Below are 25,586 nucleotides of genomic sequence, written 5' to 3'. Positions count from 1 at the left end.
ATGGTTGCGGAACAGCTGGCAGGGATGGTCCTGCGGATTGAAAGGTCTTCCATTCACGATGGGGACGGTATGAGAACGGTGGTATTTTTGAAGGGGTGCCCGCTGCAATGCGAATGGTGCTCCACCCCGGAAAGCCAGAATTTCCACCAGGAAACCACCCAGGATGGCAAAACTACCTATGGCAAGAAAATGACCGTAGGGGAAGTGATGACTGAAGTCCGGAAGGATAGCCCGTTCTACTTCATGACCGGGGGCGGGATGACCATCTCCGGCGGGGAGCTGCTGGCCCAGCCCTGCTTCGCCCGGGAACTTCTTCACAATTGCACGGATGAAGGCATCAATACGGCTGTGGAAACCAGCCTGTTTGGACCCTGGAATGCTCTGCAATCCCTGCTTCCCTACATCAATACCGTGTATGCGGATTTAAAAGCCGTGACCCCTGCGCTCCATAAGGAGCACTGCGGGATCACCAATGAAATTATCCTGGATAACTTCCGGGCTATGGATAAGGATCCCAATCCTTTCCGGCTGATTATTCGGACTCCGCTGATTCCCGGTATCAATGATACCGAGGCTGAGCTGGCGAAGATCGGCGAATTCTGTGCCAGTCTGAAACGGCTGGTGCACCTCCAGCTGCTGCCGTATCACCGGCTGGGGGAAAGCACCTATCAGAAACTGGGCCGGGATTACAAGCTGGCAGGCGTTCCGTCTCCCACTCCGGAGCATATGGAATGGTGCCAGGAATTCCTGAAACAGTATCTGGATAACGTGGTGCTGTAAGACAACTGTATTTCGATCGGCTGCCCGCAAGGGTGTAAAGGGTGCTGCGAAAAAATGAAAGCTCATTTTTCGCAGCACCCTTTTTTAGTGTTCATTTGTTTCAAGCCATATCCGCACATCGAAACTTCTTCCGAGGCCCTGCGGGCCCTACCTCCTGAGCGCTTGAAGGTGGCATGCTAGGCCACTACTGGTCAACTAATGCCGGAACTATGATGCTGGTATTGTTAAACACTGGAAACCTGATGGGTCTGAACGGCTCCTTCAAGCGTTGCGCTCATATCCAATAGTCCATCAGCTTTTTAAGGGACTATTGGTTAATATGAGCCATGTGATAGCATTCCAAGAAGCGAGCTCGGAGAGCGAAGCTGATTGGCATAATGCGAACCACTCAGGAGCTGTCAGCCTATAGGATGACTGAGGAAGTTTCGTTTTTTCACAGTACCATTTTTTCAGGCCGGGAAGCTTCTCTCTTGAGAAATGCTTCCCGGCCTTTTCTGCAGAAAAATGGACTATGAGAAGGGGGATATTTCCAGCCTGAAGCCGAAGCCAAACCAGCAGGAAACCCTAAAAATAGAAAAACAAAATTTCTGCGTGGGAAAATGGGCGCCGGAAAAGGTTTCCGGCAGGAGACCTGGGGGAGTTGCTGCCTATTGGCAAAAACCGCAAAAAATAGCCGGAAACACAGCTTTTTTGCAAAGTTTTTCCTGGCGCAAAATAAGAATTATTATCCATAAGTTAGCCGCAAAAAACATTTTGCGGATTTTAGGGTAAATTGCAGAAAAAAGCTAGGAAAAATGCGCCTTTATCAAATACCTGCAAAAATTTTGCAGCAGAAACTTTTTGCGCAAAGAAAAGCAAAAAAAATTGCATGCAAGAGAGATCTGAACAGGTTTTTGGAAAGGCAAAAGTCTTTGCCCATATGCAACCAAAAAATGTACATAAAATCAGAAAGCTAGCAAATAAGCCAATTTGACAAGTTTGAATTATAAGAAAACAAAACATTTTCAGACAACTAAAAAAGTTGGCATGGTTTTTGCAATATATAAAAGTGTAGAGATTGGAGAGAGGGCTCCAATATAGAGGAGAAACCAAAAAGAGGAGGAATCGCAAAATGCCGGAAGAAAATCTGAAAGGCAAGATTTACACGGAAGTGCTGGTAGTCATCGGACTGCTGCTGGCCGCGGAAATCATCCTTGGTGTATTTTTCACCAAGCAATTCGGCGCAGTCATGTCAACCAGTACCTACTACATCGGGGACCACTTCGGCTGGTGGATCAATTCCCTGTCCGTGCTGACCGTTATTCTCGGTCTGGTATTGATTGTGTTTAAATGGGGGGACGTTAAGATCGGGGGCATCGATGCCAAGCCCGACTTCACCACCTGGCAGTGGTGGTCCATTTCCATCTGCGGCGGTATCGGCTGCGGCCTGCTGTACTGGGCCATGGGCGAACCTATGTTCCACTTTATGAAGCCGCCCGTTGCCATCCATGCAGCAGCAGGAAGCCGGGATGCAGCCATCTTCGCTGTCAGCCAGGCCATGTTCCACTGGTCCTTCGTCCAGTACTTCATCTATTCCCTGCCTGCTACCGCTTTCGCCCTGCTGTGCTTCAACTACCAGAAATCCCTGTCCATGGGACCCATGGTGTATGAAACCACCGGCAAGGTGCACCGCCGGGTAACCACCATCCTGCACATCCTGTGCGGTTATGCAGTGGCCTGCGGCGTATCCAACTCCATGGCAGCCGGCCTGATGCAGATTTCCGGCGGCATCAACGCCGTTTTCGGCGTCACCCAGGGACCTGTGATGTACTTCTTCCTGACCGTAGCCGTGGCAGCCTTCTTCATCATTTCCTGTATTACCGGCATCAACAAAGGCCTGACCTACGTATCCACCGCCTGCATGTTCTGCTTCTTTGGCTTGATGATCTACGTAGTGCTCACCGGCAACTCCGAATTCATTGGCAAAATCGGCACCGAAGCCATGGGCCAAATCATGGACAACTTCTGGGGCAAGATCACCATCAACAATACCATGGCTCCTATGGACCAATGGCCTAACGAATGGCCCATCACCTTCTGGAATTCCTTCTTCATTTACGCACCGGTTATCGGCATGTTCCTGGCCCGGCTGGGCAAAGGCCATACCGTCCGGGAATTCCTCCTGGTAGAAATCCTGGTTCCGTCCCTGTTCTGCTGCCTGTTCATCGCCATCTTCGCTGGCCAAAGCATGTACGTACAAACCAGCGGCATTATGGATGTCTGGGCCATGATCCAGCAGGAAGGCATGCAGACCACCCTGTACCAGGTACTGGGCACCATGCCCGGCGGCAAAGTGGTACAGCTGATTTTCCTGATTACCGTATGCCTGTCCTTCATTACCCTGGCAGACCCCAACACTTCCGCCCTGTCCACCCTGTGTGTTCATGGCCAGGAAATCGACTCTGAGCCTCCCAAGGTGATGAAAATTATCCTGGGTACTGCCATTTCCGCAGTGGCCTACCTGCTGGTAGTCTCCGGTGGTATGGAAGCCGTTAAGGGCCTCTTGAACATCGGCGGCCTGCTTATGACCCTGCCCACCCTGTGGCTGTGCCTGATCATCTTCAAACTGGAAAAACCCCTGCTGGCCTCCAAGAGCCATAGAATCAGCACCGCACCGGTGGTGGACGAAGTGGTTGCCCCTTCCGGCAACATTTCTGCCAAGGTCAGAGGGCTGGATGTAGTGATTCACCAATATCCGTATTCTGATTATTGATAACGCAAGTAAACAGAACTGAGAGAGACAGTTCGGTGAGAAAGAGGAGAGGGAGACAATGCTGAATCAAAAGTTTGATATCCAACTGTATCATGAATGTTATGGGGAACATGACCATGCGTATCCGCAAATTCTGGTGCCCCTGGAACGTACCATGAACATTCAGATTGGTGATGTGGAGTACAAGGTAACGCCCCAGGAACTGTGCCTGATTCCGGCGGAAACCGATCACCAATGCAGCTACAGCGGCAAACTTCTGGTAATCAACCTGACGGAAATCAGCACCGAGGACCGGGACGCAGAGCTGCTGTCCTATCCGGTGGTTGTCTCCATGTGCGGCCAGATTACGGAACTGGTGGACCTGATCCAAAAGGAACTGAAACAGAATCCTAACAGCCAGTCCGTACGCTACCTGTACAGCTTCCTGTACAGCAAACTGCTGGAAAACTGCGCTGCTCCGTCCATTCGCTATCTCACCGAGCATTATGACCTGCCCATTACCGTCAACCAGTTGGCGGAAATGGAAAACTACAACGTCACCTACTACAACGACTGGTTCAAACAGCAAACCGGTTGTTCCCCCAGCCTGTATCTGCGGAAAATGCGGATTGACCGAGCCAAGGAATTGTTGTTAGAATCCAACCATACCATGATGGAGATTGCCGTTATGGTGGGCTACAGCAGCAACTCCACCTTTACCCGGGCCTTCCACAGCATTACGGGGAAACCGCCCAAAGTGTTCCGGGAAGAACATGGCATTAAAGATATTGGCTGATGCGAAAGGCTTTTATTTGTTTTTCAAATTTCAATAATGATAGGAGAGAAATCACATGAGCAAAATCACGGGAAAGAACGCCAAGAGACAATTTAAACTGGGGATGCACAGCTACACCCTGCATTTGAGCGGCTACGGCGAAAGCTGGGGCTTCCAAAGCGAAGGCAAGCATTACGCTTTTGAAAAGGCCGGCACCCTGGAAGATTTGATGGACCTGGCTGTAAAAGAAGGCATCCAGGTACTGCATATTACCCTGGTAGACCTGAACAACGATACCACGCCGGAACATCTGGCCAAGGTGAAAAAGGAAGCTGAAGAACACGGCGTAGAACTGGAACTGAACATTTCCTTCAACGCTCCTTCCGATCCCCGGGTTAATGCTACCATCGAAGACGCTCTGGAAATCGGCCATGCTATTGGGGCCAAACTGGTGAAATTCAGCACCGACGTGGAACATCCCCATCCCATTTCCCACGCTTCCATGTGCCCGGAAGCCATGGAACAAATGGCCAAGATTGTCCTGGATTTCAAGAAGAACATTCCTACTATTGAAAAATACGGCATGAAGATTGCCATCGAAAACCACTGCGACCTGTTCTCCGACGAAGTGATCTGGATGGTAAAACAATTGAACCATCCTCTGATTGGTGCCTGCTGCGATACCATCAACTCCCTGATGCTGGCCGAAGGCATTGAAGAATGCGTACGGAAAATGGCTCCCTATGCCTACTGCGTACACTTCTGCGACAACCGGGTATTTGCCGATCCTGACGGCACCCATTCCCTGGGCTGCGCCATTGGCGACGGGGATGTGGATGTAATCGAAGTCATGAAGATCCTGCGCGCTGAAGCTCCGGAAGAACTGGATACCATCGACCTGGAAATCGAACTGCCCCTGAGCGGTTACACCCTGGAAGACGGCCGGAAAGAAGAAATTGCCGCTATGCGCAAGAGCATCAAATACATGCACGAAGTTCTGGATATCGGAACCAACCGCTAAGAGGAAAGCCTGTCGCTTCGGCGGCAGGCTTTTTGTCCCTAAGGCGGAAACCTTTTGATGGGAGGAAAATGTCATGAAATGGTCGGAGGCACTTACAGCCCTGTCCCAATGCGGTCTGGGGGCGCTGATCCTGGATCTGGACGGACAGGTACGCAAAATCAATGCCCGGGGGGATGAGCTGCTCCATGGGGACGGCAAACTGGAGGGGGCGCCCCTGCCCGCCTGCGCCGTGCCCCTGCTCCAGCCGGTGGAGGAGCGGGTGTACGGGAACCCGGCGTTTGGGGAGTACATTGCCCACTGCCCCACGCCCACCCTGGAGGATCTGCCGGAAGGGTACCGGTTCCTGGTCTTCCAGAAGGCCGATTATGAGGCCTGTCACGATATGCTCCTCAGCGCCCTGAACCAGATCAAGGAATCCGTCATCATCTGCGACCAGGATTCCCGGATCTACTTCCTCAATGACGCCGCAGTCCGCATGGACGGCCTTACCAACTATGGTGTGGTAGGGGAGAAACTGCCCAATGTGTACAAGAGCCAGGACGACAAGGGTCTCTTGGTTCCCTGGGTCATTGAGCACAAGCAGCCCCTCCGGGATGTGCGCCAGCACTATACCACCTGTCGGGGCCGGGCCGTGGACATTATGGCCAGCTGCTATCCCATTGTCCAGAACGGCCAGGTGCTGGGCGGGTGCAGCGTGATGGAGGACTGGAGCACCGTGGATGAGCTCCACAAGAAAATCATCGACCTTCAGGAAAAGCTGCTGCACGTGACCAAAGAAGGCGGCAAAAAGGCCCATAAAAACGTGCTGAAGGCCAAATACCATTTCGAGGACATTATCTTTGCCAGCGACGCCATGGCCGCCCTGATGCAGCGTTGCCGCCACGTGGCCAAATCTTCTTCCTCCATCCTGATCTATGGGGAGACAGGTACCGGGAAGGAACTGGTGGCCCAAAGCATCCACAACGCCAGCAGCCGGGCGGACGGGCCCTTTTTGGCCATCAACTGTGCGGCCATTCCGGAGAACCTGCTGGAAGGGATCCTCTTTGGCACGGAAAAGGGGGCCTATACCGGGGCCGAGCAGCGGCCGGGCCTGTTTGAGCAGGCGGACGGAGGGACCCTGCTTTTGGACGAAATCAACTCCATGAACATCAACCTCCAGCCCAAGCTGCTGCGGGTGCTTCAGGAAGGCACCGTGCGCCGGGTAGGGGGCATGACGGAGCATCCGGTGGACGTCCGGGTGCTGTCCAACATGAACATTACTCCCCAGCAGGCCCTGGAGGAGCACAAGCTGCGCCGGGACCTGTTCTACCGGTTGGGGGTGGTGGACCTTCGGGTGCCGCCCCTGCGGGAGCGCATGGAGGACGTACCTCTTTTGGCTAAGCATTTTATTATGCTCTACAACCAGAAGCTGAACAAAAACGTCCGGAACGTGGATGCCCAGGTGCTGGAGCTGTTCCAGAGCTACAACTGGCCCGGCAATGTCCGGGAGCTGCAGCACGCCATCGAGTTTGCCATGAACGTGCTGCCGGATGACCGGAACATGATTACCCTGGACTACATTCCGGAGAATATTGTCCAGGTCCAGCAGGAGGAGAAGGACGCCTTCTATCCTGTTCAGCCGGGGCTGATCGCCCCCTACGACAAGCCCAAGCGGGATAAGTATGCCAAAAAGCGGACCCTGCGGGAAGTGGAGCGGGCAGCGGTCTGCCAGGCCCTGCGCCACCACCAGGGGAATATTTCGGCGGCAGCCCGGCAGCTGGGCATGAGTCGGCAGAACCTTCAGTACCGGATCAAACGGGATGGCATCGATTTGAATGAGTTCCTGAGTTGATGCAAAAAGTATTTTAAAAATGGAAAACTGATTGAAAAAATGGTCTGCAAACCGGAAATGGATTTGCAGGCCATTTTTTCTAGGGACATGGGGTATGTTTTTTCAGCCTTTTTTGTAAGAAAAATTTACATAGGAACTTCCGCTTTTTGGCTAAACTATGTTAAAATTATCAGACAGCCATATGTATCGGAGGAATTTTCCATGAAAAGCACAGAAGCACTTACCTTATTGTCCCAGTGCAATCTGGGCGCATTGGTCCTGAACCCGGACGGCAGGGTACTGGACATCAATGCCAGAGGGGACCAGCTGCTCCACGGGGAAGGAAAACTAAAGGGCGCGCCCCTGCCTGCCTACTGTATGCCCCTGCTCCAATCCGGGACGGAGCGGGTGTACAGCAATCCTGCTTTTGGAGAATACGTAATGCCCTGTCCGGCTCCCGAGGTGGAGGGGCTGCCGGAGGGCTGCCGCCTGGTGGTGTTTCAAAAAGCGGACTACGAAGCCTGCCACGATATGCTGCTCAGTACCCTGAACCAGATCAATGAGTCCGTGATTGTCTGCGACAAGGAGTCCCGAATCTATTTCCTGAACGATGCGGCGGTGCGCATGGACGGGCTCACCAATTACGGAGTGGTGGGGGAAAAGCTGGACAAGGTGTACCAAAGCCAGGACGGCGACGGTCTGCGGGTGCCCTGGGTTATTGAGCATCGGGAAGCCGTTCGGGACTTCCGGCAGCATTACACCACCTTTCGGGGAAAAAGCGTGGACATTATGGCCAGCTGCTACCCCATTGTGCAAAACGGCCAGATCCTGGGGGGCTGCAGTGTCATGCAGGACTGGAGCGCCGTGGACCAGCTCCACAAGAAGGTCATCGACCTCCAGGAAAAGCTGCTGCACCTGACCAAGGACGGGGGCCGGCATTCCCACAAGAACGTACTGAAAGCCAAGTACCATTTTGATGATATTGTCTTTGCCAGTGATGCCATGGCAGCCCTGATTCACCGCTGCCGTCACGTGGCCCAGTCCTCCTCCTCGGTGCTGATCTACGGGGAAACGGGCACCGGCAAGGAACTGATTGCCCAGAGCATACACAACGCCAGCAAGCGCAGCAATGGGCCTTTTTTGGCCATCAACTGCGCGGCCATACCGGAGAACCTGCTGGAAGGGATCCTCTTTGGCACGGAAAAGGGTGCCTATACCGGCGCCGAGCAGCGGCCGGGACTGTTTGAGCAGGCGGACGGAGGAACCTTGCTCTTGGACGAAATCAACTCCATGAACCTGAACCTGCAGCCCAAGCTGCTGCGGGTGCTTCAGGAAGGTACGGTGCGCCGGGTAGGGGGCATGACGGAGCGGCCGGTGAATGTCCGGGTACTGTCCAATATGAACATCACGCCCCAGCAGGCCCTCCAGGAACACAAGCTTCGCCGGGACCTGTTCTATCGGCTGGGGGTGGTGGACCTGAGAATCCCGCCCCTAAGGGAACGGCTGGAGGATATTCCCCTTTTGGCCAAGCATTTTATTATGCACTACAACCAGAAGCTGAACAAAAGCGTCCGCACTATAGATAATCAGGTGCTGGAGCTGTTCCAGGGCTACAATTGGCCCGGCAATGTCCGGGAGCTGCAGCACGCCATCGAGTATGCCATGAACGTGCTTCCCGATGACCGGAACCTGATTACCCTGGAGTACATCCCGGAAAACATCAGCCAGCTGCAAAAAGAGGAAGCAGAGGGCTTCTATCCTGTGGCCCCCAGTTTTGCACCGGGGCTGGAGCCGGCCAAACCCACCCGGCAGACCCGGAAGCGGACCCTCCGGGAAGTGGAGCGGGCTGCCGTCTGCCAGGCCCTCCGGGCCCAGCACGGCAATATTTCGGCGGCTGCCCGGCAGCTGGGTATGAGCCGGCAGAATCTCCAGTACCGGATCAAACGGGACAGCATTGATTTGAACGAATTTTTAGGCTAACTGCATACCATGCCCGCGGGACAGGGAAACCTGCCCCGCTTTTTTGTGAAGGGTGCAGCTGCCTGTGAAACGCTTTTTGCAGGGTAAAAAAAGGAAAAATAATTTGCGCCTAAAAAGCAGACGTATTGACCCTGCAAAATAACGCAAAAATTTGCATAGGAATTGCTTTTGCTATAAAAAATGGCGTAAAACCTGGAGAAAAACGACAGGAAAAAATCTTGAAATATAGCAAAATTATTTGCAGCTATGCAAATATAATGCCTATAATTTGGCACGCAAAAAGAAAATCAGCAGGTGCAAAAACCTCATTTTTTTATTTGCACTTAGTGTAAAAATAAAAAGTACAGAAACTGGAAAAATGGCTTGAAACGGCGGTTTTGAACCAGTATATCCATTAGTTTTTCTAATGAGTTACAAACTTTTTTCAAACAGGCACGTTTCTTGCAAGATAGTAAAGCGTAGGAGGACTGGTTGTCACTGGTCCTGAAAAATCGGAATATTTGCATTAGAGGAAAAACGGACTGAACAGAAAGGAGGAATTTGCCGCGCCGGAGCCGCCCAGGGTATGGAAGAACGTGCAGGGGCAGCACCGGAGGAAACAGGTTTCCTGTTATTATCTTAGATCGTAAGGAAAGGGGTTTTTGAGATGAGTAAAGAGAGAAAGAAGTACGAGCTGCGCCCCATCGTCATGTCTGTGACAGTGGTGCTGTTCGCCCTGATGCTGATAGCCATCGTGGTGGATGCCAAGGGTTTCTACAACGTGCTGAACAACCTGGTCATGCATAATGCCATGTGGGACTTTGGCTGGTTCCTGAGTCTGCTGTGCTTTTTCATGGTCATTTTCTGCGTGGTCTGCATGCTGACCCCCATTGGTTCCATCCGGCTGGGCGGTCCCAATGCCAAACCCAAGTTCACCTATATGCAATGGTTCGGGATTTCCCTGTGCACCGGCATTGGCGCCGGCGTGGTGTTCTGGGGCTCGGCTGAACCTTTGATGCTGGCCATGGAACCGCCCAAGTCCCTGGGCCTGATTCCTGGCAGCAACCAAGCCGTGCTGTGGAGCATGGCCCGCTGCTTCCTCCAATGGGGTTTTACTCCCTATGCCACCTGCGTGGTGACCGGCGTAATTCTTTCCTACGTAATTCTCAACAAGAAAGCCCCTTTCCGTACCAGCTCCCTGCTGATCCCTATTTTTGGACCGGAAGTCATTGGCAGCCGGAAAGCCGACTGGTTTGATGCTCTGTCCACCTTCGCCCTGACCGGTGCTGTAGCCGGCGGCCTGGGGTACGGTGCTATGCAGCTGTCCGCTGCTGTAAAAGCCTTTGCCGGTTATCCGCCTTCCCTGCCGGTATACGTAGCGATTATTTTCTTCATGTTCCTGTTCTACAACGCCTCTGCGCTAAGCGGTCTGCAAAAAGGCATCACCTGGCTGTCCAACAAGAATGTGCAGTTCTTCTTTATCCTGCTGCTGTTTGTACTGTTCTTTGGTCCCACCGCCTACATTTGCAACCTGTTTGCCGAATCCCTGGGCGAATACGTATCCAACTTCATTGCTATGAGCCTGAACACCATGCCCTATGCGGATTCCGGCATGTGGCCCCAGAATTGGGATATGTACTGGTGGGCTGACTGGATGGCCTATGCACCGCTGCTAGGCCTGTTCATGGTAAAAGTGGCCTACGGCCGTACCATCCGGGAATTTATCGCCATTGAATGGGTGGCTCCTGCCATGTTCGGGATTGTGTGGTTCGCCGTATTTGGCGGCAACATCCTCCACTCCCAGCTGTGGGACGGTGTCAATTTCTATGAACAATACCTGGCCAATGGGGCAGAAGCCATGACCCTGACCAGTTTTGACGTACTGCCCATTCCCCTGGTTTCCAAGATTTTCATGCTGATCATCATCACCATTTCCGTGGTTACCCAGTGCGAATCCATGACCATTACCCTGGCCAGTATGACCATGAAGGAAACCACCGTAAACGAAGAAGCTCCTGTTGCACTGAAGCTGTTCTGGGGCATTACCTTCGCCGTGATTGCCGCTGTCTTCATTGTGTTGGGCGGCATTGATGGGGTTAAGACCATCAAATCCTTCTGCGGTATCCCCCTGGCCTTCATCTGCGGCTGGCTGACCCTGGGCTTTATCCGCTACATGGCCAAACGCCCCCGGAATCTGGACGGTTCCTACGTCTACGAAGACGAATGCGTCAACGATCCGGATAACGGGGAACCCATGGCACCCCGCAGCACCAACAAGTGGCTGAACAAAATGGGTTGGTAAAACCGGCTCAGCCTATTACCCAGTGACATACGCGGTTCATTCCGGCTGCCGCGTTTGTCTATACCCTGGTTTTCAGGACCTCCTGGAGACCAGGGATTTTTTTGCCTGAATGGCGACGGGAAACCGGCAGCTTTGGCAGCAAAATATAGGGCAGCTGAAAAAATGTATTTAACCTGAAAGAAAAATAATTTGCGGCCCTGGGGCAGCTTTCTGGTGCAAAAAAATTCTGGGAAAAACGGGTGGGCAGCCTGAACCTGGGCTGTACTCTAGCTCTGAAAAATAACGAGAAGATTCAGAAATGACAAAAATCTTTGCAGGGGGAGCAAAAATATGCTTAAAGTTAGGCGTGCAAAATCGTCCTGAAAGTGCAAAAGAAATCTTTTGGATTTTTTTGCACTTTGCGTAATCCAAAATAAAACAGTTGCCTCTGGACCTTGACCGGTACTGGAGTTTTTCTGTAGCCCCTCGGGAAAGTGAACCGTGCCTACAGCGCCTTTGGCAAATAGGCACGGTTTTTGCCATATAGAAAATCGTAATGGACTGGCGCCAACCCAGCCTAAAAAATCGGAATAATACAATAAGGAGGAAATGAAAATGCCGGAAGCAAACCTGAAAGGCAAAATCTACAAAGAAGTCCTGGTGGTCATAGGACTTCTCCTGACCGCAGAAATCATACTTGGGGTATTCTTCACCAAGCAATTTGGTACTGCCATGTCCACCATGCTGTATTGGATTGGGGACACCTTTGGCTGGTGGATCAACTTCCTGTCCGTGCTGACGGTTATCTTGGGTCTGGTACTGATCATCTTCAAATGGGGGGACATCAAGATTGGCGGCATTGATGCCAAACCGGATTTCACCACCTGGCAGTGGTGGTCCATCTCCATCTGCGGCGGTATCGGCTGCGGCCTGCTGTACTGAGCCATGGGCGAACCCATGTTCCACTTTATGACCCCGCCCCTGGCCATCCATGCTGCCCTGGGCAGCCGGGATGCGGCCATCTTCGCCGTCAGCCAGGCCATGTTCCACTGGTCCTTCGTCCAGTACTTCATCTATTCCCTGCCTGCTACCGCCTTTGCCCTGCTGTGCTTCAACTACCAGAAATCCCTGTCCATGGGACCCATGGTAAAGGAAACCGCTGGTAAGGAGCATCGGCACATTACCACCCTGCTGCACATCCTGTGCGGCTATGCAGTAGCCTGCGGCGTATCCAACTCCATGGCAGCCGGCCTGATGCAGATTTCCGGCGGCATGAACGCCGTCTTTGGCATTACCCAGGGACCCCTGATGTACTTTGTGATTACCGTACTGGTAGCTGCTTTCTTCATCATTTCCTGCCTGACCGGCATCAACAAGGGTCTGACCTACGTATCTTCTGCCTGCATGTTCTGCTTCTTCGGCCTGATGATCTACGTGGTGGTCACCGGCAACTCTGAATTCATCGGCAAGATCGGCACCGAAGCCATGGGCCAGATTATGGACAACTTCTGGGGCAAGATCATGATCAACAACACCCTGGTTCCCCAGGACCAATGGCCTAACGAATGGCCCATCACCTTCTGGAACTCCTTCTTCATCTATGCACCGGTTATCGGCATGTTCCTGGCCCGGCTGGGCAAGGGCCGTACCGTCCGGGAATTCCTCCTGGTGGAAATTCTGGTTCCGTCCCTGTTCTGCTGTCTGTTCATCGCCATCTTCGCTGGCCAGAGCATGTACGTACAAACCAGCGGCACCATGGATGTGTGGGCCATGATCCAGCAGGAAGGCATGCAGACCACCCTGTACCAGGTACTGGGCACCATGCCCGGCGGCAAAGCTGTGCAGCTGGTCTTCCTGATTACCGTGTGCCTGTCCTTCATTACCCTGGCTGACCCCAACACCGCTGCCCTGGCTACCCTGTGTGTGCACGGCCAGGAAATCGACTCCGAACCCCCCAAGGCTATGAAAATCATCCTGGGTACGGCCATTTCTGCCGTAGCCTACCTGCTGGTGGTCTCCGGCGGCATGAACGCCGTAAAGGGCCTGCTGAATATTGGCGGTCTGCTCATGACCCTGCCCACCCTGTGGCTGTGCCTGATCATCTTTAGACTGGAAACCCCACTGCTGGCCTCCAAGAGCCACCGGATGGCGACCCAGCCGGAAGCCGACCAGGTGGAAGCTCCCGACGGCCGGGTACAGGTGGACGTAAAAGGCCTGGATGTGGTTATTTACCAGAAAGCCGATGCGGAAAAAGCCTGAGCCGCAGCCTTGTAAAACGAAAAGAAAGGTCCTTCCCGCTTGGCGGGGAGGACCTTTTTGCGTGCATCGGGACGCAACTCCCTTATTTGGTTACCCTATCACTGTGGACTCCTTAATAAGGGGTACAGTCCAAGCAAAGCGAACCTGGAGGGTGACGCTGAGCAGCAAGCCGCGAACCACTCTGGCTAGCAGAGAACCGCTCAGGAAGTGTCGCATTTTCCTTTATAGCCCCCTTCAAGCGTGAAGGGGGTGGCAGCCGAGAGGCTGACGGAAGAAGTTTTCCAGGATTCAGGCGACGATAGAAGTCTAATCAAAACCGCAGTTCTTCATTAAAACTTCCTCAGTCATCTCTGCGAGATGACTGCTCCTTAGTGGTTCGCCGTGCTCCGTTCCCCTTCACCCTGCGGGTTCGGCTCACGGACGGCTATCACATGGCTCACATAAACCAAGAGTCCCTTTGCAAATTTGCCGGACTCTTGGATGTGAGCGCAACGCTTTGCCGGGCCGGTCTTAGGCCTATACGAGTCATGTGCAAAACGGGTATAGGAAAAGAAATCATAGTACGTGGATGATTGCAATCTCTCTTTTTATCACATGACCAGTAGTGGATAGGAACGCTTCCTTCAAGCGTGAAGGAAGTGGCGCCGAAGGTGACGATAGAAGTTTTATCAAAGCCGAACCGAATGGTATGAACCCTAACAACCATGTGGGGCTCCCAAAAATTCAACTTAGATGCATCAGCATTTGACAATTCACCTTACAAAACTTCCTCAGTCATCCCTATAGGATGACAGCCCCTTCACGCTTGAAGGGGCCGGTCTTAGGCCTATACGAGTCATGTGTAGAACGGGTATTGAAAAAGCAACATAGTTCGTAAATATCTGCACCTACGGACGCAAAAAGGCCCGATGGGGAAAGAGGGGGCTTTCCCATCGGGTCAATTTGCTTAGAAGGGTTTCTATGAAGTTTCTGCTAGGAGTGATACGTTACGTTACATTGCCATCTTGTAGATTTCAGCGGCAATTTCCGGAGTCAGTTTCACGAAGTTGCCGTGGTTGGGAGCACCGTGGAACATGCTTTCCACCATCTTAGGAATGTCTTCTTCCTTGCCGCCCAGTTCGCTGATATGGGTAGGCATGCCCATTTCCTTCACGAAGTCTTGGAATGCTTTGATGCCTTCCATAGCGGTGATTTCAGGATGTTCGAAGTCCATCTGGCAGCCCCATACCCGGGTTGCATATTTGGCAAACAGGGTGGGTCCCTGGGTCTTCATGGCATATTGCATCCAGTAGGGGAACAGCAGGGCCAGGCCGGCGCCGTGGGAAGCTCCGTAGAGGATGCCGATTTCGTTGTCCATATGGTGGGTGCCCCAGTCTTGGGCGCGGCCTACACCGGTGGAGTTGTTCTGGGCAACCATGGCAGCCCACATAATGTTGGCACGGGCATCGTAGTTCATGGGATCTTTCATAACCCGGCGGGCTTCTTTGATCATGGTCAGCATAACAGCTTCCAGCAGACGGTCGGTGAGTTCATTCTCTTTGGTGTGGGAGAAGTACCGTTCCATGCAGTGGGCCATAATATCGGAGATGCCGCTGGCCGTTTGGTACGGAGGCAGGGTCATCATCAGTTCAGGGTTCATAATGGCAAACAGCGGACGCAGGATGTCGCCGTCAGCGCAGCGTTTGTAATGGGGGCCGTCTTCGGTATCCATGGTTACTACGGAGTCCGTAGAGCCTTCAGAACCGGAAGCAGCGATGGTTACTACGCAGCCAACCGGCAGAGCTTCCGTAACCGGGCCCTTCTTGCCGCAGTAGAAATCCCAGAAGTCGCCGTCATATACAACACCCAGGGCAATGCCTTTGGCAGAGTCCATAACGGAGCCGCCGCCTACAGCCAAGATGAAGTCTACGCCTTCTTTTTTGGCCAGTTCAATGCCTTTGTAAATCAGGTCGGTGTGGGGGCTGGCCTTTACGCCGCCCAGTTCAACATGTCCGATCCCCTGAGCGTCCAAAGACTTTTTTACCCGATCCAGCAGGCCGGAACGCACTGCGCTGCCGCCGCCGTAATGGATCAAAACCTTATGGCCATTGTACTTCTTTACATATTCGCCGGTTTCATTTTCGGTGCCCTTGCCGAATACAAAATACGTGGGGCTGTAAAAAGTAAAGTTATCCATCTGTAATACCCTCCTGTTTTTTTCCACAATTTCCGTGGCTTGTTGACTATGCCTTTATTATAGCGGGATACCCCCTGTAAGTATGTGCAAGTCCTCGCTGTTTTTTTGCCGATTCTCGCTTTCTGAACGGCCAAAAAGATGAGAATAGGCACAGGAACGGAGGAAGAAAGCAAAGTGCAAAAAACGCAAAAAAGCTACAATAAGGAAGACAGAAAGGGGCGGCGAGTTATGGACAACCTAATGAAAGAATATTACCAGCAGAGAACCCGCGCCATCCGGCAAAGTTCCCCCAAGGAGTGGGAAGCCTTTCTCCTGGACTGGCAGCAAAAGGCTAGGGAGCAGGAGAATCAGGGGGTATGGCTGGAGGTTTCCCATGAGCTGGGTTTGTTCTATCGCAGCCTGGGACAATACGACAAATCCATTGAAGTTTTTGCGCAGGTGGGACAGTGCATCGGCAGCCGCTTTGGCAAAAACGGTCCGGAGTATGCAGCGCTTCTGAACAACCTGGCAGGGACCCATCGCCTGGCCGGGAATAAAAAGTATGCCATCCGGCTGTTCCAGGATGCCTTAGCCATTTACCAGGCCCAGCGGCAGACCAATACCTCAGCCTGCGCCAGCATTTACGGGAATCTTTCCCAGACGGAGCAGGAACTGGGGGAATGGGAGCAGGCGGCTGAATACCTGGAAAAATGCCTCCAGTATCTGCGACTGTCCGGTCGGGTGGAGGAACTGGGGCCCGGGTACCACAACCTGGCCTTGCTGTACCGGAAGGCCGGCCAGCCGGAAAAGACCCAGGCTTGCATTGACAAGGCCCTGGCCGAATTCCAGGCCCACAGCGGGGAGGAGATTTCCCACTATGCAGAGGCCCTGAACGGCTTAGGGGGGCTTTTGTACGAAACCCACCAGTATGAACGGGCGGCCCAGGTCTACGAACAGGCCGCCGAGTACATTGCCCGGTTCTACGGCAAGAACCATGAATACGCAGTGAATCGCCAGCATCAGGCCTGGGCCCTGCGGGGCATGGGAAATTTACAAAAAGCTTACCAAGCTCTTTGGGAAGCGGAGACAATTTGTGCTAAACTATATGGGTCGCAAAATGAACGGGTTCGGGCCGTCCAGGATGAGCTGCGCCAGCTTAGCCGCATGATTGCCAAAACCAGCTGAATAAAAGGAGTGAGTAAGTTGTCCAAACAGACCATGGATATGACCCAGGGACCCTTGGTAGGGAAAATCCTGCGCTTTAGTCTGCCGTTAATGGTAACCAATCTATTGCAGATGCTGTTTAACGCAGCAGATGTGGTGGTGGTAGGGCAGTTTGCCGGGTACGACAGCCTGGCCGCCGTAGGGAGCACCTCGTCCATCATTTATCTGTTTACCAACCTGCTCATCGGTCTGGGCGTGGGCATCAACGTGCTCATTGCCAACTTTGTAGGGGCCGGCAACCGGCAGAAGGATATTTTCCTGACCCTGCACACGGCCATTACCGTAGGCGCCGTAGGCGGCGTGGTGCTGGGGGCCCTGGGCTTTGTTCTGACCCCCTGGATCCTCCGGCTGGTATCCACCCCGGCGGATATTTTTGCCAAGACGGTGCTGTACCTGCGGATTTATTTCCTGGGTTCCGTCTTTGTGATGCTGTATAATTATGGTACCGCAGTGCTGCGGGCCATTGGGGATACCCGCCGGCCCCTTATTTTCCTCCTGATCAGCGGTCTGACCAACGTGGTGCTGAACCTGTACTTCGTTATCGGGCTGGGCTGGGACGTGGCCGGGGTAGGGGTGGCCACCGTAATCAGCCAGCTGCTCAGCGCCTTTTTGGTGCTGCGCTGCCTGTCCCGGGAAAAGGGTGCCTGGCGTTACCACTGGAAATGCTTCTTTGTACACCGGCAAAGCCTGTATGAAATCTGCCGGATCGGCATTCCCGCCGGCATCCAGGCCTGCCTGTTCAGCCTGTCCAACGTAGCCATTCAGGGCGCCATCAACGCCTACGGCAGCATCATCGTGGCTGCCAACAGCGCCGCCGCCAATATCGAAAATTTCCTGTACATTGCCATCAATTCCTTCCACCAGGCGTCCATGACCTTTATCAGCCAGAACCTGGGGGCGGGAAAATGGGCCCGGGTGAAGAAAGTGGCAGCCACCTGCCTGACTCTGGCCTTCTTCCTGGGGCTGTTTGAGGGCCTCTGCATGCTGTTGTGGAGCCCCCAGCTGATGGAACTGTTTAACGGCAATCCCCAGGTCATTGCCGCCGGCACCGTGCGCCTCCACTGGGTGGGCGCCCTGTACGTCATCTTTGGCTGTGCCGACGTATTGGTGGGCAGCATCCGGGGCTTTGGCATCACCATGGGCCCCATGCTCATCAACCTGCTGGGCACCTGCCTGTTTCGGCTGGTATGGATTTGGTATATCAAGGCCCCGGCAGTCCCTGTAGAAATGGTGTACCTGTCCTATCCCATTTCCTGGGTCCTGATTCTCATAGCCCTGTCGTTCTACTGGGTCTATGTGTACCGTCATTATGCCTCCCGGCATAACAACCAAGTAAAGAAATTAGCCGCAGAAAACGGCTGAACCTAGTATGCATTGTTTGCGGAGTCTGCCGCTCAGGCAGATTCCTGTTTTGCCCGTTTTGGCGGTGGGGAGCCGCCATCCGAAGAACTTTCAGAGGGGGGAGCGCGGTGAACGGCAAGATAACGTTGCAGCATACCTTAAAACAGCAGCTGAATGTCCACCTGGTGCAGCAGATGCATCTCTTGCAGCTGAGCAGTATGGATTTGACCAATTTTGTTGCCCAGGCTGTAGAAGCCAATCCGGTGCTGGACTTTCCCTGGACCGAGGAAGAAGCCCGGTCCTACCGTCCTGCCTATCAGGGGGACACGGACGAGAATGAGGATATGCCCGACCCGGTGGAAAACGCCAAAAAGCAGGACTATACCCTGCAGCAATATTTGGAAGTCCAATTGGGCTGCCAAAAGCTGGACGAAACCCAGCGGCGGCTGACCCGGTACATTGCCGGAACCCTGGATGCCCGGGGCTATTGGACGGAAAATTCCCTGGATACGGCCAAGGCCTTCGGGGTTACCGAAGACCAGGTGTGGCAGGCCCTGGAAAAAATCCAAAGCCTGGAGCCTGCCGGGGTGGGGGCCCAGAATTTCCAGGAATGTCTTTTGCTCCAGCTTTGCCAGCAGGATGGGGATACCTGCCTGGCCAAACGCATTGTCAAGGAAGGCCTGGAGCAGCTGGCCGGCAATCAGATTCCGGCCCTGGCCAGCCAGTTCCATACCACCAAGCAGAAAATCCTGGCCGCCCGGGACCAGATTCTGAAGCTGAACCCTAAGCCCGGCGCCGGCTTTGCCTCGGGCAGTCCCGTGCTGTACCAGCGGGAAGACGCCTTTGTGGAAGCTACGGAGAAGGGCCTGAAACTCACGGTTTACGACAATTGGGGCGGCAAGTTCACCCTGAACCAGGAATACGTCCAGCTGTCTAAAACTACTACAAATAACCAGGTAAAGGACTACCTGAAAGAGCAGCTGGGCAAGGCCCGGCAGCTCCAGCAGCTCCTGGCCGAGCGGCACCATACCCTGGTACTGGTGTTCCACGCCCTGGTGACCCACCAGGAACCCTTTTTCCGGGAAGGCCCAGGACACCGGCAGCCGCTGAAGCTGGCGGACCTGGCAGAAGAAACGGGCATGAGCATTTCCACCATCAGCCGGGCTCTGAGCCACAAGTACATTGCCTGCAAATGGGGCTCCTTTCCGGCGGACTCCTTCTTGGTGAATGCAGGGACTACGGAAACCCAGCAGGTCATCACCGATGAGAAGTTCGAGCACCTGATTCGGTCCATCATTGACGCCGAAGACAAGAAACATCCCCTTAGCGATCAGGGCATCTGCCAAAAACTGGAAGAGCAGGGCATCAAGGCCGCCCGGCGGACGGTGAACAAGTACCGGACAAAAATGGGAATTGGCGATAAGTCTGCACGGAAAAAATGGGAATAAGACAGGATAAAAACAGGCTGTGAACCCTGCGCTGGCAGGACTCACAGCCTATTTCTATTCTATTTTTCAGGAGGGGATAGTTATTTCTTTTGCAGGTTTTCCAGAACGGGATCAATGATTTGTTCCCATTGGGTGGGAGCCTTGTCGATGAACATTTCCGCAAAGTTGAAGTCCACCAGGGATTCGTGCACGGCCTTGGAAGCTTCCGTCATCCGGGGAACAATGCCCGCATCTTCCAGCAGGGCAATGGAGCCCTTCAGTTCGGCGGCCCGCCGTTTGGCATGGACGCCGGTGCCGGTCACCAGCCGGTTCAGGTGGGATTCGAAAGAAGTGCCGTCCATGGACTTGCCAATGGAGGCCACCACTTCGTCCGCTACCCCGTAGGCATGGGCCCCTTCCAGCATTTCAATCATCAGGCTGGCAATGCCCTTCATGAAGATGGAGCGCACCAGTTTGATGGCAGAAGCGGAACCGGCCACTTCCCCTGCCAGGGTAATGTCCATATGGTAGGGGGCCATGGTTTCCTTGAAGGCAGCAGCCCCGTTGCCACTGGCCGTAATGGGCACCTGGTGTTTCTTTTTAGGCAGGGAACCCAGCATGGCGGCATCGGTAAAGAGAACGCCGGTGGCTTTGATTTCTTCCCAGATGGTCTTTTTGATGGCCGGGGTGGAAGCGGATACGTCCACATAATGCTGGCCAGGTTTCAGAACTCCTTTGATTTCTTCGCAAACCCCCAGAGTAAAGGAAGAAGGCACCGCTGCAAAAATCACGTCCGCCCATTGGGCAATGGCCGTGGAGCTGTCCACCAGTTCTACATGGGCTTCTTCTGCACGCTTGTGCACCAACTTGCCCATCATTGGGTCATTCTGCAGAGCGTCATGGGCCTTGATCCCGTGGAGCCCTTCCCCATACAGCCCTAACGCAATGTTGTACGCTGCTTCACCAAAGCCAATAAATCCTACGTTCATCGTTTTGCCTCCTTATAAATGGAATAAAGTCGTTATTCGTAATTTTCAGTATCTTCGTTAACTTTATTCTACCGTATATAAAGAACAAAGGGAAACAGTTATAAATTGAACTGGCAACAAAAATAATTTGTCATTAATGGTTTCCCTTTCCTGCATAAAAAACTCCAGCAGGCCTATCGGGGGGGATAGGACTGCCGGAGTTTTTTCTTCTATGCAAAGGAGTGAAACTAATGAAATTAACGAAAGGAATTATTGTTCCTGCTGCCAGATGACCCGGCCTGCCCGGAGGGTGGTGTAGGGGAGCAGCTGCTGGGTGCCGGTGCGTTCGTTGCCAGCAGAATCGGCGAAGGTTACAGGCCCTTCCTGGAGCTTGCACAGCACCAGGTCAGCGCAGTAGCCCGGGGCCACCTTGCCGATGGTATCCTCCAGCCCCAGGACCTTGGCCGGGGTGGTGGTGACGCTGGTGAGCACCTGGGAAAGGCTCATGCCCATATTGAGCAGTTTGGACATGCACCGGGGCAGGTCCCACATGGCTGGTTCCTTATGGAAGGTGGTAATGGTGGAGTCGCTGCTGATGATGTCCGGGTAGAAGCCGTCCTTAAAGGCGCCTTCTGCTGCCGGGAAATTGAAGTTCACCCGGCCGTTGCCTACGTCAAACAGGACGCCCCGCTGCCGAGCTTCCAGGATTTCCGGTTCCACGTGGCCGTTTTCCCCTAGAAGGGTCCGGCCGGAACCATGGTACACATGGCTGAAGATATCCCCAGGCCGCAGCAGGCTAGCCACTTTCCCCATGCTTTCCGGAGGATTGGTGGTGTGGACGCAGACGGGCAGCCCCAGGGCTTCGCCCATTTCTACGGCTTTTTGGAGCGGCCGCAGCCTCAGGTCCCCCACGATGTTTTGGCTGATCCGGACCTTCAGGCCCCGGATTTCCCCAGGATAGGCATCCAGCAGGGCTTCCATTTTCCCCAGGTCCAGGACCTTGTCGTCCAGGGGTTCGTTGATGCCCCGGCCTGGCTGGCCTACAGGAGAAATGTTCAGGTAGCTGTGGAGCCGGAGCTTTTTGCCCACTAGGTCACAGGCGTGGAGGGCGGCGTAGTTGGCGTAGCCCGCCGTGCCCATGTCGCAGGCCGTGGTGACGCCGGCTTCTGCCAGCCGGTTGGCGTCCAGGCCAAAGCCGCTGCCGTGGCGGAACAGGTGTACATGGTAGTCCACAAAGCCCGGAAACACGTAGTTCCCCTGGGCGTCCAGCACCTTCCGGGCCGCCGGTACGGCGGCTTCTTCCGGCAGGACTTCCACAATTTTATCCCGGTTCACCAGAACGGTGCCCCGGCTTTCCCGCCCGGTTTCCGTATCCAGCAGCCGGGCGTTTTTGATACTTACATCAAACATAGGCGCATCTCCTTAATAGAACGGCCAAATCATGGGGATAACCACGATACAAGTGACCATAAATACCAGGGCCAGGCCGATGTTGCTCTTGAGATAATCCGAGAACTTGTAGCCACCGTAGGAGTAGATCAGGTTGGCCGGCGGGCAGGCAATTGGCGTCAGGATAGACATGGTGGAAGCGATACCCAGCACCATAACCAGGGCAGAGGGGATAACCCCAATGGACCGGGCCACAGCAATAACAATGGGCATCAGGAGGGTTACGGTTACTACGTTGGACATGAACTGGGTCATCACCATGGTGAGCAGGAAGATGACTACGGTAATGAAGTACACATTGGTGGAGCCGCCGATCAGGGTGATCAGCAGGTTGGCAATCTGCTGGGCAGCGCCGGTCTTTTTCAGGGCCGTGGCCAGGGGCACCATACCGCCTAACAGGATAACGGTCTGAATGCTGACCAGCTGGTAGGCCTGCTTTTCGGTGAAAATTCCGCAGCACACATCAGCTACAGCGCCGATAATGGCTACCATGTAGGAAGGAATACCGGTCTGTTTTTCAAAAATCATACCGATAAATACCAGGAGCATAATGATGATGGAAGCATTTTGTTTAAACTTGGAAACTTGTTTGATTTCCTTGTGGGAGGAGAACAGGGCATCATCGAAGCCCTTCATTTTGATGTCCGGCAGGAAGCGGTAGCCGATAAAGTACATATATACCATCATGATGATGGTCAGGGGCAGGCCGATTTTGCCGATTTCAAAGAAACCGAACGGGTAGCCCAGTTCCAGAATTTGGTTGCCGATGAGCACGTTGATGGCCGCATCGCCCACCAGGGTCAGACGGCCGCCGCACATGGAGCCTAGGAAGGCACACATTAACAGCTTGGAATGGCTGAACCCGGTCCGGGCGCAGATACCCATGATAATGGGGATGAACACGGCAACGGTGCCGGAGTTGGAAACGGCGGAAGAAAGAATGCTGGAAAGCAGCAGAATGGCCATGATGAGCTGCCGTTCCGTTTTGGCATACTTGGTGACCGTGTGGGCAATCTTGTCGCAGACCCCGGTTTCAAACAGGGCGGACCCTACGATGACCACGCCAATCAGCATCAGGATGGTGGTGCTGGCAAAGCCGGCAATGGCTTCTTTGGGGGTGACCAGACGGGTGAGCACCAGGGCAATCATGGACAGCATAATGGTCAGGTTGACCGGAATCTTTTCCATCAGGAAGGAGATGACGGCCAGTACCAGAATGATAATGGCAATAGTAGCAGGGGTGAACATGATATTCCTCCTTAAATCCAAAAGTTTGTGAGAAATGTAAAAATAAATAGAAATTTCAATATAACAGCCTTAAAAAAAGAGCGCAGAGGACTGCTCTGCGCCCTGAGGTTCGCCTGTAAAGGAGGGGCTGATTATGTCCTGTTCACCCTTGAGGGCCTGAACTAAAAGGAGGGGACCTTTTGCAATTCGTGTCTACAGGAAAGGCTTCTCAAGAGTAAACAATCCATAATCTATAACAAGCAAAAGCTGAGTAATTAGAAGTCAAACATACCGGCCGGTTTGGTATTGGGTTTCTTGGTGTCGGTATAGGTTTTGGCTGTTTCATAATCGATATCGTGGATCGGCCAGGTAGGTTCCTTGCCTTCGTATACTTCCTGCACGCCCATGGCGGAGAAGTAGCTGGCACGGTGGGCAGCTTCCTGGGTGTTGCCGCCGATATGCGGGTACATGATGACGTTGTCCAGGGTCAGGAGCGGCAGGTTAGGATCCACCGGTTCCTTCTTCAGGGCATCTAGGCCAGCGCCGGCAATGGTGCCGTTCTTGCAGGCTTCGTACAGGGCATCTTCATCCACGCAGCCGCCCCGGGCAGTGTTGATCAGGAAAGCGGTGGGTTTCATCATAGCCAAGGTTTCGGCATTCACAATGTGATGGGTAACCGGGGTATTGGGGGTATGGATGGATACGTAGTCGCTTTCTTTGAAGATCCGGTCCAGGTCCCGTACCACTTCAACCCCATCGGGGAAGTCAGCAGCCGGTTTGTAGGGATCGTAAGCCAGTACGTTCATTTCCATGCCCAAAGCCCGTTTGGCCAGGCGACTGCCGATGTTGCCGCAGCCGATGATGCCCAGGGTCTTGCCGTTAATGGTATTCTTGCGCACCTTCAATTTTGCTTTGTAGTAGTCGTTGACCCAGGTCTTGTGCAGCACGGTTACGTTGCGGCTGCATTCCAGAATCAGCAGCATAGCGGTTTCGGCTACGGAAGTGGAGTTGGCCACCGGAGCATACAGGGCTTGTACGCCATTGTCGTGGCAGGCCTTTACGTCCAGGGCGTCGAAGCCGGCACCGTGACGGACAATAACCTTCAGGTTGGGGTTGGATTCGATAACTTCCCGGGTAATCGGGGTAATCCGGACAATCATGGCATCCGGTTGGTATTCTTTCATATCTGCCAGTACATCGGCAGTTTCAAAGCCGCGGCCGGCAATCAGGGTATGGCCAGCATCTTCCAGCAGTTTGCGGCCTTCAGACATAATTTCTTGAGGCAGTAAAATTTTCCAAGGCATGTTCGTTAGCTCCTTTATTAACCTTTGTACATTCCGTCGATGATTTCTACGCCTTTGTCAGCCAGGCGCTTGTCAACCCATTCTCTCTTGGAGTTGCCGGTTTGGGCAGCCACCAGTTTGGCTTCGTCCTGAGCTTGGAAAGCTTTGGCAGCTTCCAGTACAGTTTCGCCTTCCTGCCAAGGAATCACGATAACGCCGTCTTCGTCCATGACGATGATGTCGCCGGGGTTAATGCTGATGCCGCCGCAGGAGATAGGAACGTTGATTTCGCCGGGGCCTTCTTTGTAGGGGCCGCCAGGGTTGGTGCCGGTAGCGTAGATAGGATAGGTCATTTTGCGGACGGCGTCGATATCCCGGATAGGACCATCGATGATGATGCCGCCGATGTTCTTGGAACCGCCGTAGGTGAACATGATTTCGCCAATCAGGGAACGGTATTCTTCGCCGCCATCGTTGGAAACGATCAGTACATCACCGGGTTTGGCCATGTTCAGAGCCTTGTGCAGCATCAGGTTGTCCCCGGAACGGGTTTTGATGGTGAGAGCCCGGCCTACGTTGATGGGATCCTTGGGGCTGCTTTGCAGTTTGATGCGGGGATGCATACCAACCAGACGACCCATGGTGTCGGAGATGTTGGCAGCAGGGATGGTTTTGAAAGCATCCAGCAGTTCTTGAGCAACTTCCGGTTTTTGCAGGAATACGCGATTTCCAATAGACATTTACAATTCCTCCTTGAAATACATAACGGTTTGCAATCAAATGGCAATTCGTAATTTTCTGTTTTATTGCTTGCAACCGTATAATACCTTTTGACAACCACAAAGTAAAACAGTTATAATTTGGAGGAGGAACAAAATAATTTTGTGGCTAAGAGA

Annotated in this window: 18 protein-coding genes and 1 pseudogene; 13 read left to right on the top strand and 6 right to left on the bottom strand. The window is 53.5% G+C overall.

Going from position 1 to position 25,586, the window contains the following annotated elements:
• The 10 genes and pseudogenes from LKE88_RS08860 to LKE88_RS08815 all read left to right on the top strand — a co-directional run bounded on the left by LKE88_RS08860 (position 1) and on the right by LKE88_RS08815 (position 13,616).
• On the top strand, positions 1 to 780 hold the full coding sequence (locus tag LKE88_RS08860) for a glycyl-radical enzyme activating protein (protein WP_270441107.1): 780 nt from the start codon (positions 1 to 3) through the stop codon (positions 778 to 780).
• A 504-nt stretch (positions 781 to 1,284) separates the two neighbouring features.
• Complete coding sequence (locus LKE88_RS08855; protein WP_270441108.1) at positions 1,285 to 1,551, top strand: hypothetical protein; 267 nt, start codon at positions 1,285 to 1,287, stop codon at positions 1,549 to 1,551.
• A gap of 340 nt (positions 1,552 to 1,891) precedes the next feature.
• On the top strand, positions 1,892 to 3,532 hold the full coding sequence (locus tag LKE88_RS08850; protein ID WP_270441109.1) for a BCCT family transporter: 1,641 nt from the start codon (positions 1,892 to 1,894) through the stop codon (positions 3,530 to 3,532).
• Between the two features lie 58 nt (positions 3,533 to 3,590).
• On the top strand, positions 3,591 to 4,307 hold the full coding sequence (locus LKE88_RS08845) for an AraC family transcriptional regulator (protein ID WP_270441110.1): 717 nt from the start codon (positions 3,591 to 3,593) through the stop codon (positions 4,305 to 4,307).
• 55 nt (positions 4,308 to 4,362) lie between these two features.
• A complete protein-coding gene (locus LKE88_RS08840) occupies positions 4,363 to 5,307 on the top strand; it encodes a sugar phosphate isomerase/epimerase family protein (RefSeq protein WP_105326549.1) in 945 nt (314 codons plus the stop codon).
• A gap of 73 nt (positions 5,308 to 5,380) precedes the next feature.
• Entirely contained in the window at positions 5,381 to 7,138 is a 1,758-nt protein-coding gene (locus tag LKE88_RS08835) for a sigma-54 interaction domain-containing protein (protein ID WP_270441113.1), read from the top strand.
• Positions 7,139 to 7,339: 201 nt separating this feature from the next.
• On the top strand, positions 7,340 to 9,097 hold the full coding sequence (locus LKE88_RS08830; RefSeq protein ID WP_270441114.1) for a sigma-54 interaction domain-containing protein: 1,758 nt from the start codon (positions 7,340 to 7,342) through the stop codon (positions 9,095 to 9,097).
• A 125-nt stretch (positions 9,098 to 9,222) separates the two neighbouring features.
• Positions 9,223 to 9,429, top strand: coding sequence for a hypothetical protein (locus LKE88_RS08825; RefSeq protein WP_146109049.1), 207 nt, complete (start codon positions 9,223 to 9,225; stop codon positions 9,427 to 9,429).
• A 314-nt stretch (positions 9,430 to 9,743) separates the two neighbouring features.
• Complete coding sequence (locus LKE88_RS08820) at positions 9,744 to 11,378, top strand: BCCT family transporter (RefSeq protein ID WP_105326547.1); 1,635 nt, start codon at positions 9,744 to 9,746, stop codon at positions 11,376 to 11,378.
• Between the two features lie 588 nt (positions 11,379 to 11,966).
• Positions 11,967 to 13,616 (top strand): annotated as a pseudogene (locus LKE88_RS08815) (BCCT family transporter).
• A gap of 991 nt (positions 13,617 to 14,607) precedes the next feature.
• Here LKE88_RS08815 and LKE88_RS08810 read toward each other — a convergent pair.
• Entirely contained in the window at positions 14,608 to 15,792 is a 1,185-nt protein-coding gene (locus LKE88_RS08810) for an iron-containing alcohol dehydrogenase (RefSeq protein ID WP_276803398.1), read from the bottom strand.
• Between the two features lie 228 nt (positions 15,793 to 16,020).
• On the opposite strand from LKE88_RS08810, the gene LKE88_RS08805 reads away from it, so the two are divergent.
• The 3 genes from LKE88_RS08805 to rpoN all read left to right on the top strand — a co-directional run bounded on the left by LKE88_RS08805 (position 16,021) and on the right by rpoN (position 19,784).
• The gene (locus LKE88_RS08805) at positions 16,021 to 16,956 is read left to right on the top strand and encodes a tetratricopeptide repeat protein (protein WP_105327405.1); all 936 of its coding nucleotides are present in this window, start codon (positions 16,021 to 16,023) and stop codon (positions 16,954 to 16,956) included.
• A 9-nt stretch (positions 16,957 to 16,965) separates the two neighbouring features.
• On the top strand, positions 16,966 to 18,357 hold the full coding sequence (locus tag LKE88_RS08800; RefSeq protein ID WP_231086110.1) for an MATE family efflux transporter: 1,392 nt from the start codon (positions 16,966 to 16,968) through the stop codon (positions 18,355 to 18,357).
• A gap of 107 nt (positions 18,358 to 18,464) precedes the next feature.
• The gene (gene rpoN, locus LKE88_RS08795; RefSeq protein ID WP_105326544.1) at positions 18,465 to 19,784 is read left to right on the top strand and encodes an RNA polymerase factor sigma-54; all 1,320 of its coding nucleotides are present in this window, start codon (positions 18,465 to 18,467) and stop codon (positions 19,782 to 19,784) included.
• Between the two features lie 80 nt (positions 19,785 to 19,864).
• Here rpoN and LKE88_RS08790 read toward each other — a convergent pair whose 3' ends face one another.
• The 5 genes from LKE88_RS08790 to LKE88_RS08770 form a co-directional block, all read right to left on the bottom strand.
• Positions 19,865 to 20,752, bottom strand: coding sequence for a DUF1932 domain-containing protein (locus tag LKE88_RS08790; RefSeq protein ID WP_105326543.1), 888 nt, complete (start codon positions 20,750 to 20,752; stop codon positions 19,865 to 19,867).
• Positions 20,753 to 21,001: 249 nt separating this feature from the next.
• Positions 21,002 to 22,141 (bottom strand): amidohydrolase family protein, encoded by a 1,140-nt coding sequence (locus LKE88_RS08785; RefSeq protein ID WP_105326542.1) that lies wholly within the window; start codon positions 22,139 to 22,141, stop codon positions 21,002 to 21,004.
• Between the two features lie 12 nt (positions 22,142 to 22,153).
• Complete coding sequence (locus tag LKE88_RS08780; RefSeq protein ID WP_105326541.1) at positions 22,154 to 23,428, bottom strand: SLC13 family permease; 1,275 nt, start codon at positions 23,426 to 23,428, stop codon at positions 22,154 to 22,156.
• A gap of 254 nt (positions 23,429 to 23,682) precedes the next feature.
• Complete coding sequence (locus LKE88_RS08775) at positions 23,683 to 24,711, bottom strand: hydroxyacid dehydrogenase (protein ID WP_105326540.1); 1,029 nt, start codon at positions 24,709 to 24,711, stop codon at positions 23,683 to 23,685.
• 17 nt (positions 24,712 to 24,728) lie between these two features.
• Complete coding sequence (locus tag LKE88_RS08770) at positions 24,729 to 25,430, bottom strand: RraA family protein (RefSeq protein ID WP_105326539.1); 702 nt, start codon at positions 25,428 to 25,430, stop codon at positions 24,729 to 24,731.
• Positions 25,431 to 25,586: the final 156 nt, after the last annotated feature.

The sequence above is a fragment of the Acidaminococcus hominis genome, assembly GCF_022484025.1.
Lineage (GTDB): Bacteria > Bacillota > Negativicutes > Acidaminococcales > Acidaminococcaceae > Acidaminococcus > Acidaminococcus hominis.
Note: the sequence above shows the minus strand (reverse complement) of the source record. Positions and strands in the feature narration are given on the sequence as shown.

Excerpts from the sequence above, each read along its gene's own strand:
- LKE88_RS08830 (WP_270441114.1), top strand. The coding sequence starts at position 7,340 with ATGAAAAGCACAGAAGCACTTACCTTATTGTCCCAGTGCAATCTGGGC.
- LKE88_RS08780 (WP_105326541.1), bottom strand. The coding sequence starts at position 23,428 with ATGTTCACCCCTGCTACTATTGCCATTATCATTCTGGTACTGGCCGTC.
- LKE88_RS08805 (WP_105327405.1), top strand. The coding sequence starts at position 16,021 with ATGGACAACCTAATGAAAGAATATTACCAGCAGAGAACCCGCGCCATC.
- LKE88_RS08860 (WP_270441107.1), top strand. The coding sequence starts at position 1 with ATGGTTGCGGAACAGCTGGCAGGGATGGTCCTGCGGATTGAAAGGTCT.
- LKE88_RS08820 (WP_105326547.1), top strand. The coding sequence starts at position 9,744 with ATGAGTAAAGAGAGAAAGAAGTACGAGCTGCGCCCCATCGTCATGTCT.
- LKE88_RS08790 (WP_105326543.1), bottom strand. The coding sequence starts at position 20,752 with ATGAACGTAGGATTTATTGGCTTTGGTGAAGCAGCGTACAACATTGCG.
- LKE88_RS08770 (WP_105326539.1), bottom strand. The coding sequence starts at position 25,430 with ATGTCTATTGGAAATCGCGTATTCCTGCAAAAACCGGAAGTTGCTCAA.
- LKE88_RS08810 (WP_276803398.1), bottom strand. The coding sequence starts at position 15,792 with ATGGATAACTTTACTTTTTACAGCCCCACGTATTTTGTATTCGGCAAG.
- LKE88_RS08785 (WP_105326542.1), bottom strand. The coding sequence starts at position 22,141 with ATGTTTGATGTAAGTATCAAAAACGCCCGGCTGCTGGATACGGAAACC.
- LKE88_RS08850 (WP_270441109.1), top strand. The coding sequence starts at position 1,892 with ATGCCGGAAGAAAATCTGAAAGGCAAGATTTACACGGAAGTGCTGGTA.
- LKE88_RS08775 (WP_105326540.1), bottom strand. The coding sequence starts at position 24,711 with ATGCCTTGGAAAATTTTACTGCCTCAAGAAATTATGTCTGAAGGCCGC.
- LKE88_RS08835 (WP_270441113.1), top strand. The coding sequence starts at position 5,381 with ATGAAATGGTCGGAGGCACTTACAGCCCTGTCCCAATGCGGTCTGGGG.
- LKE88_RS08845 (WP_270441110.1), top strand. The coding sequence starts at position 3,591 with ATGCTGAATCAAAAGTTTGATATCCAACTGTATCATGAATGTTATGGG.
- LKE88_RS08840 (WP_105326549.1), top strand. The coding sequence starts at position 4,363 with ATGAGCAAAATCACGGGAAAGAACGCCAAGAGACAATTTAAACTGGGG.
- LKE88_RS08855 (WP_270441108.1), top strand. The coding sequence starts at position 1,285 with ATGGACTATGAGAAGGGGGATATTTCCAGCCTGAAGCCGAAGCCAAAC.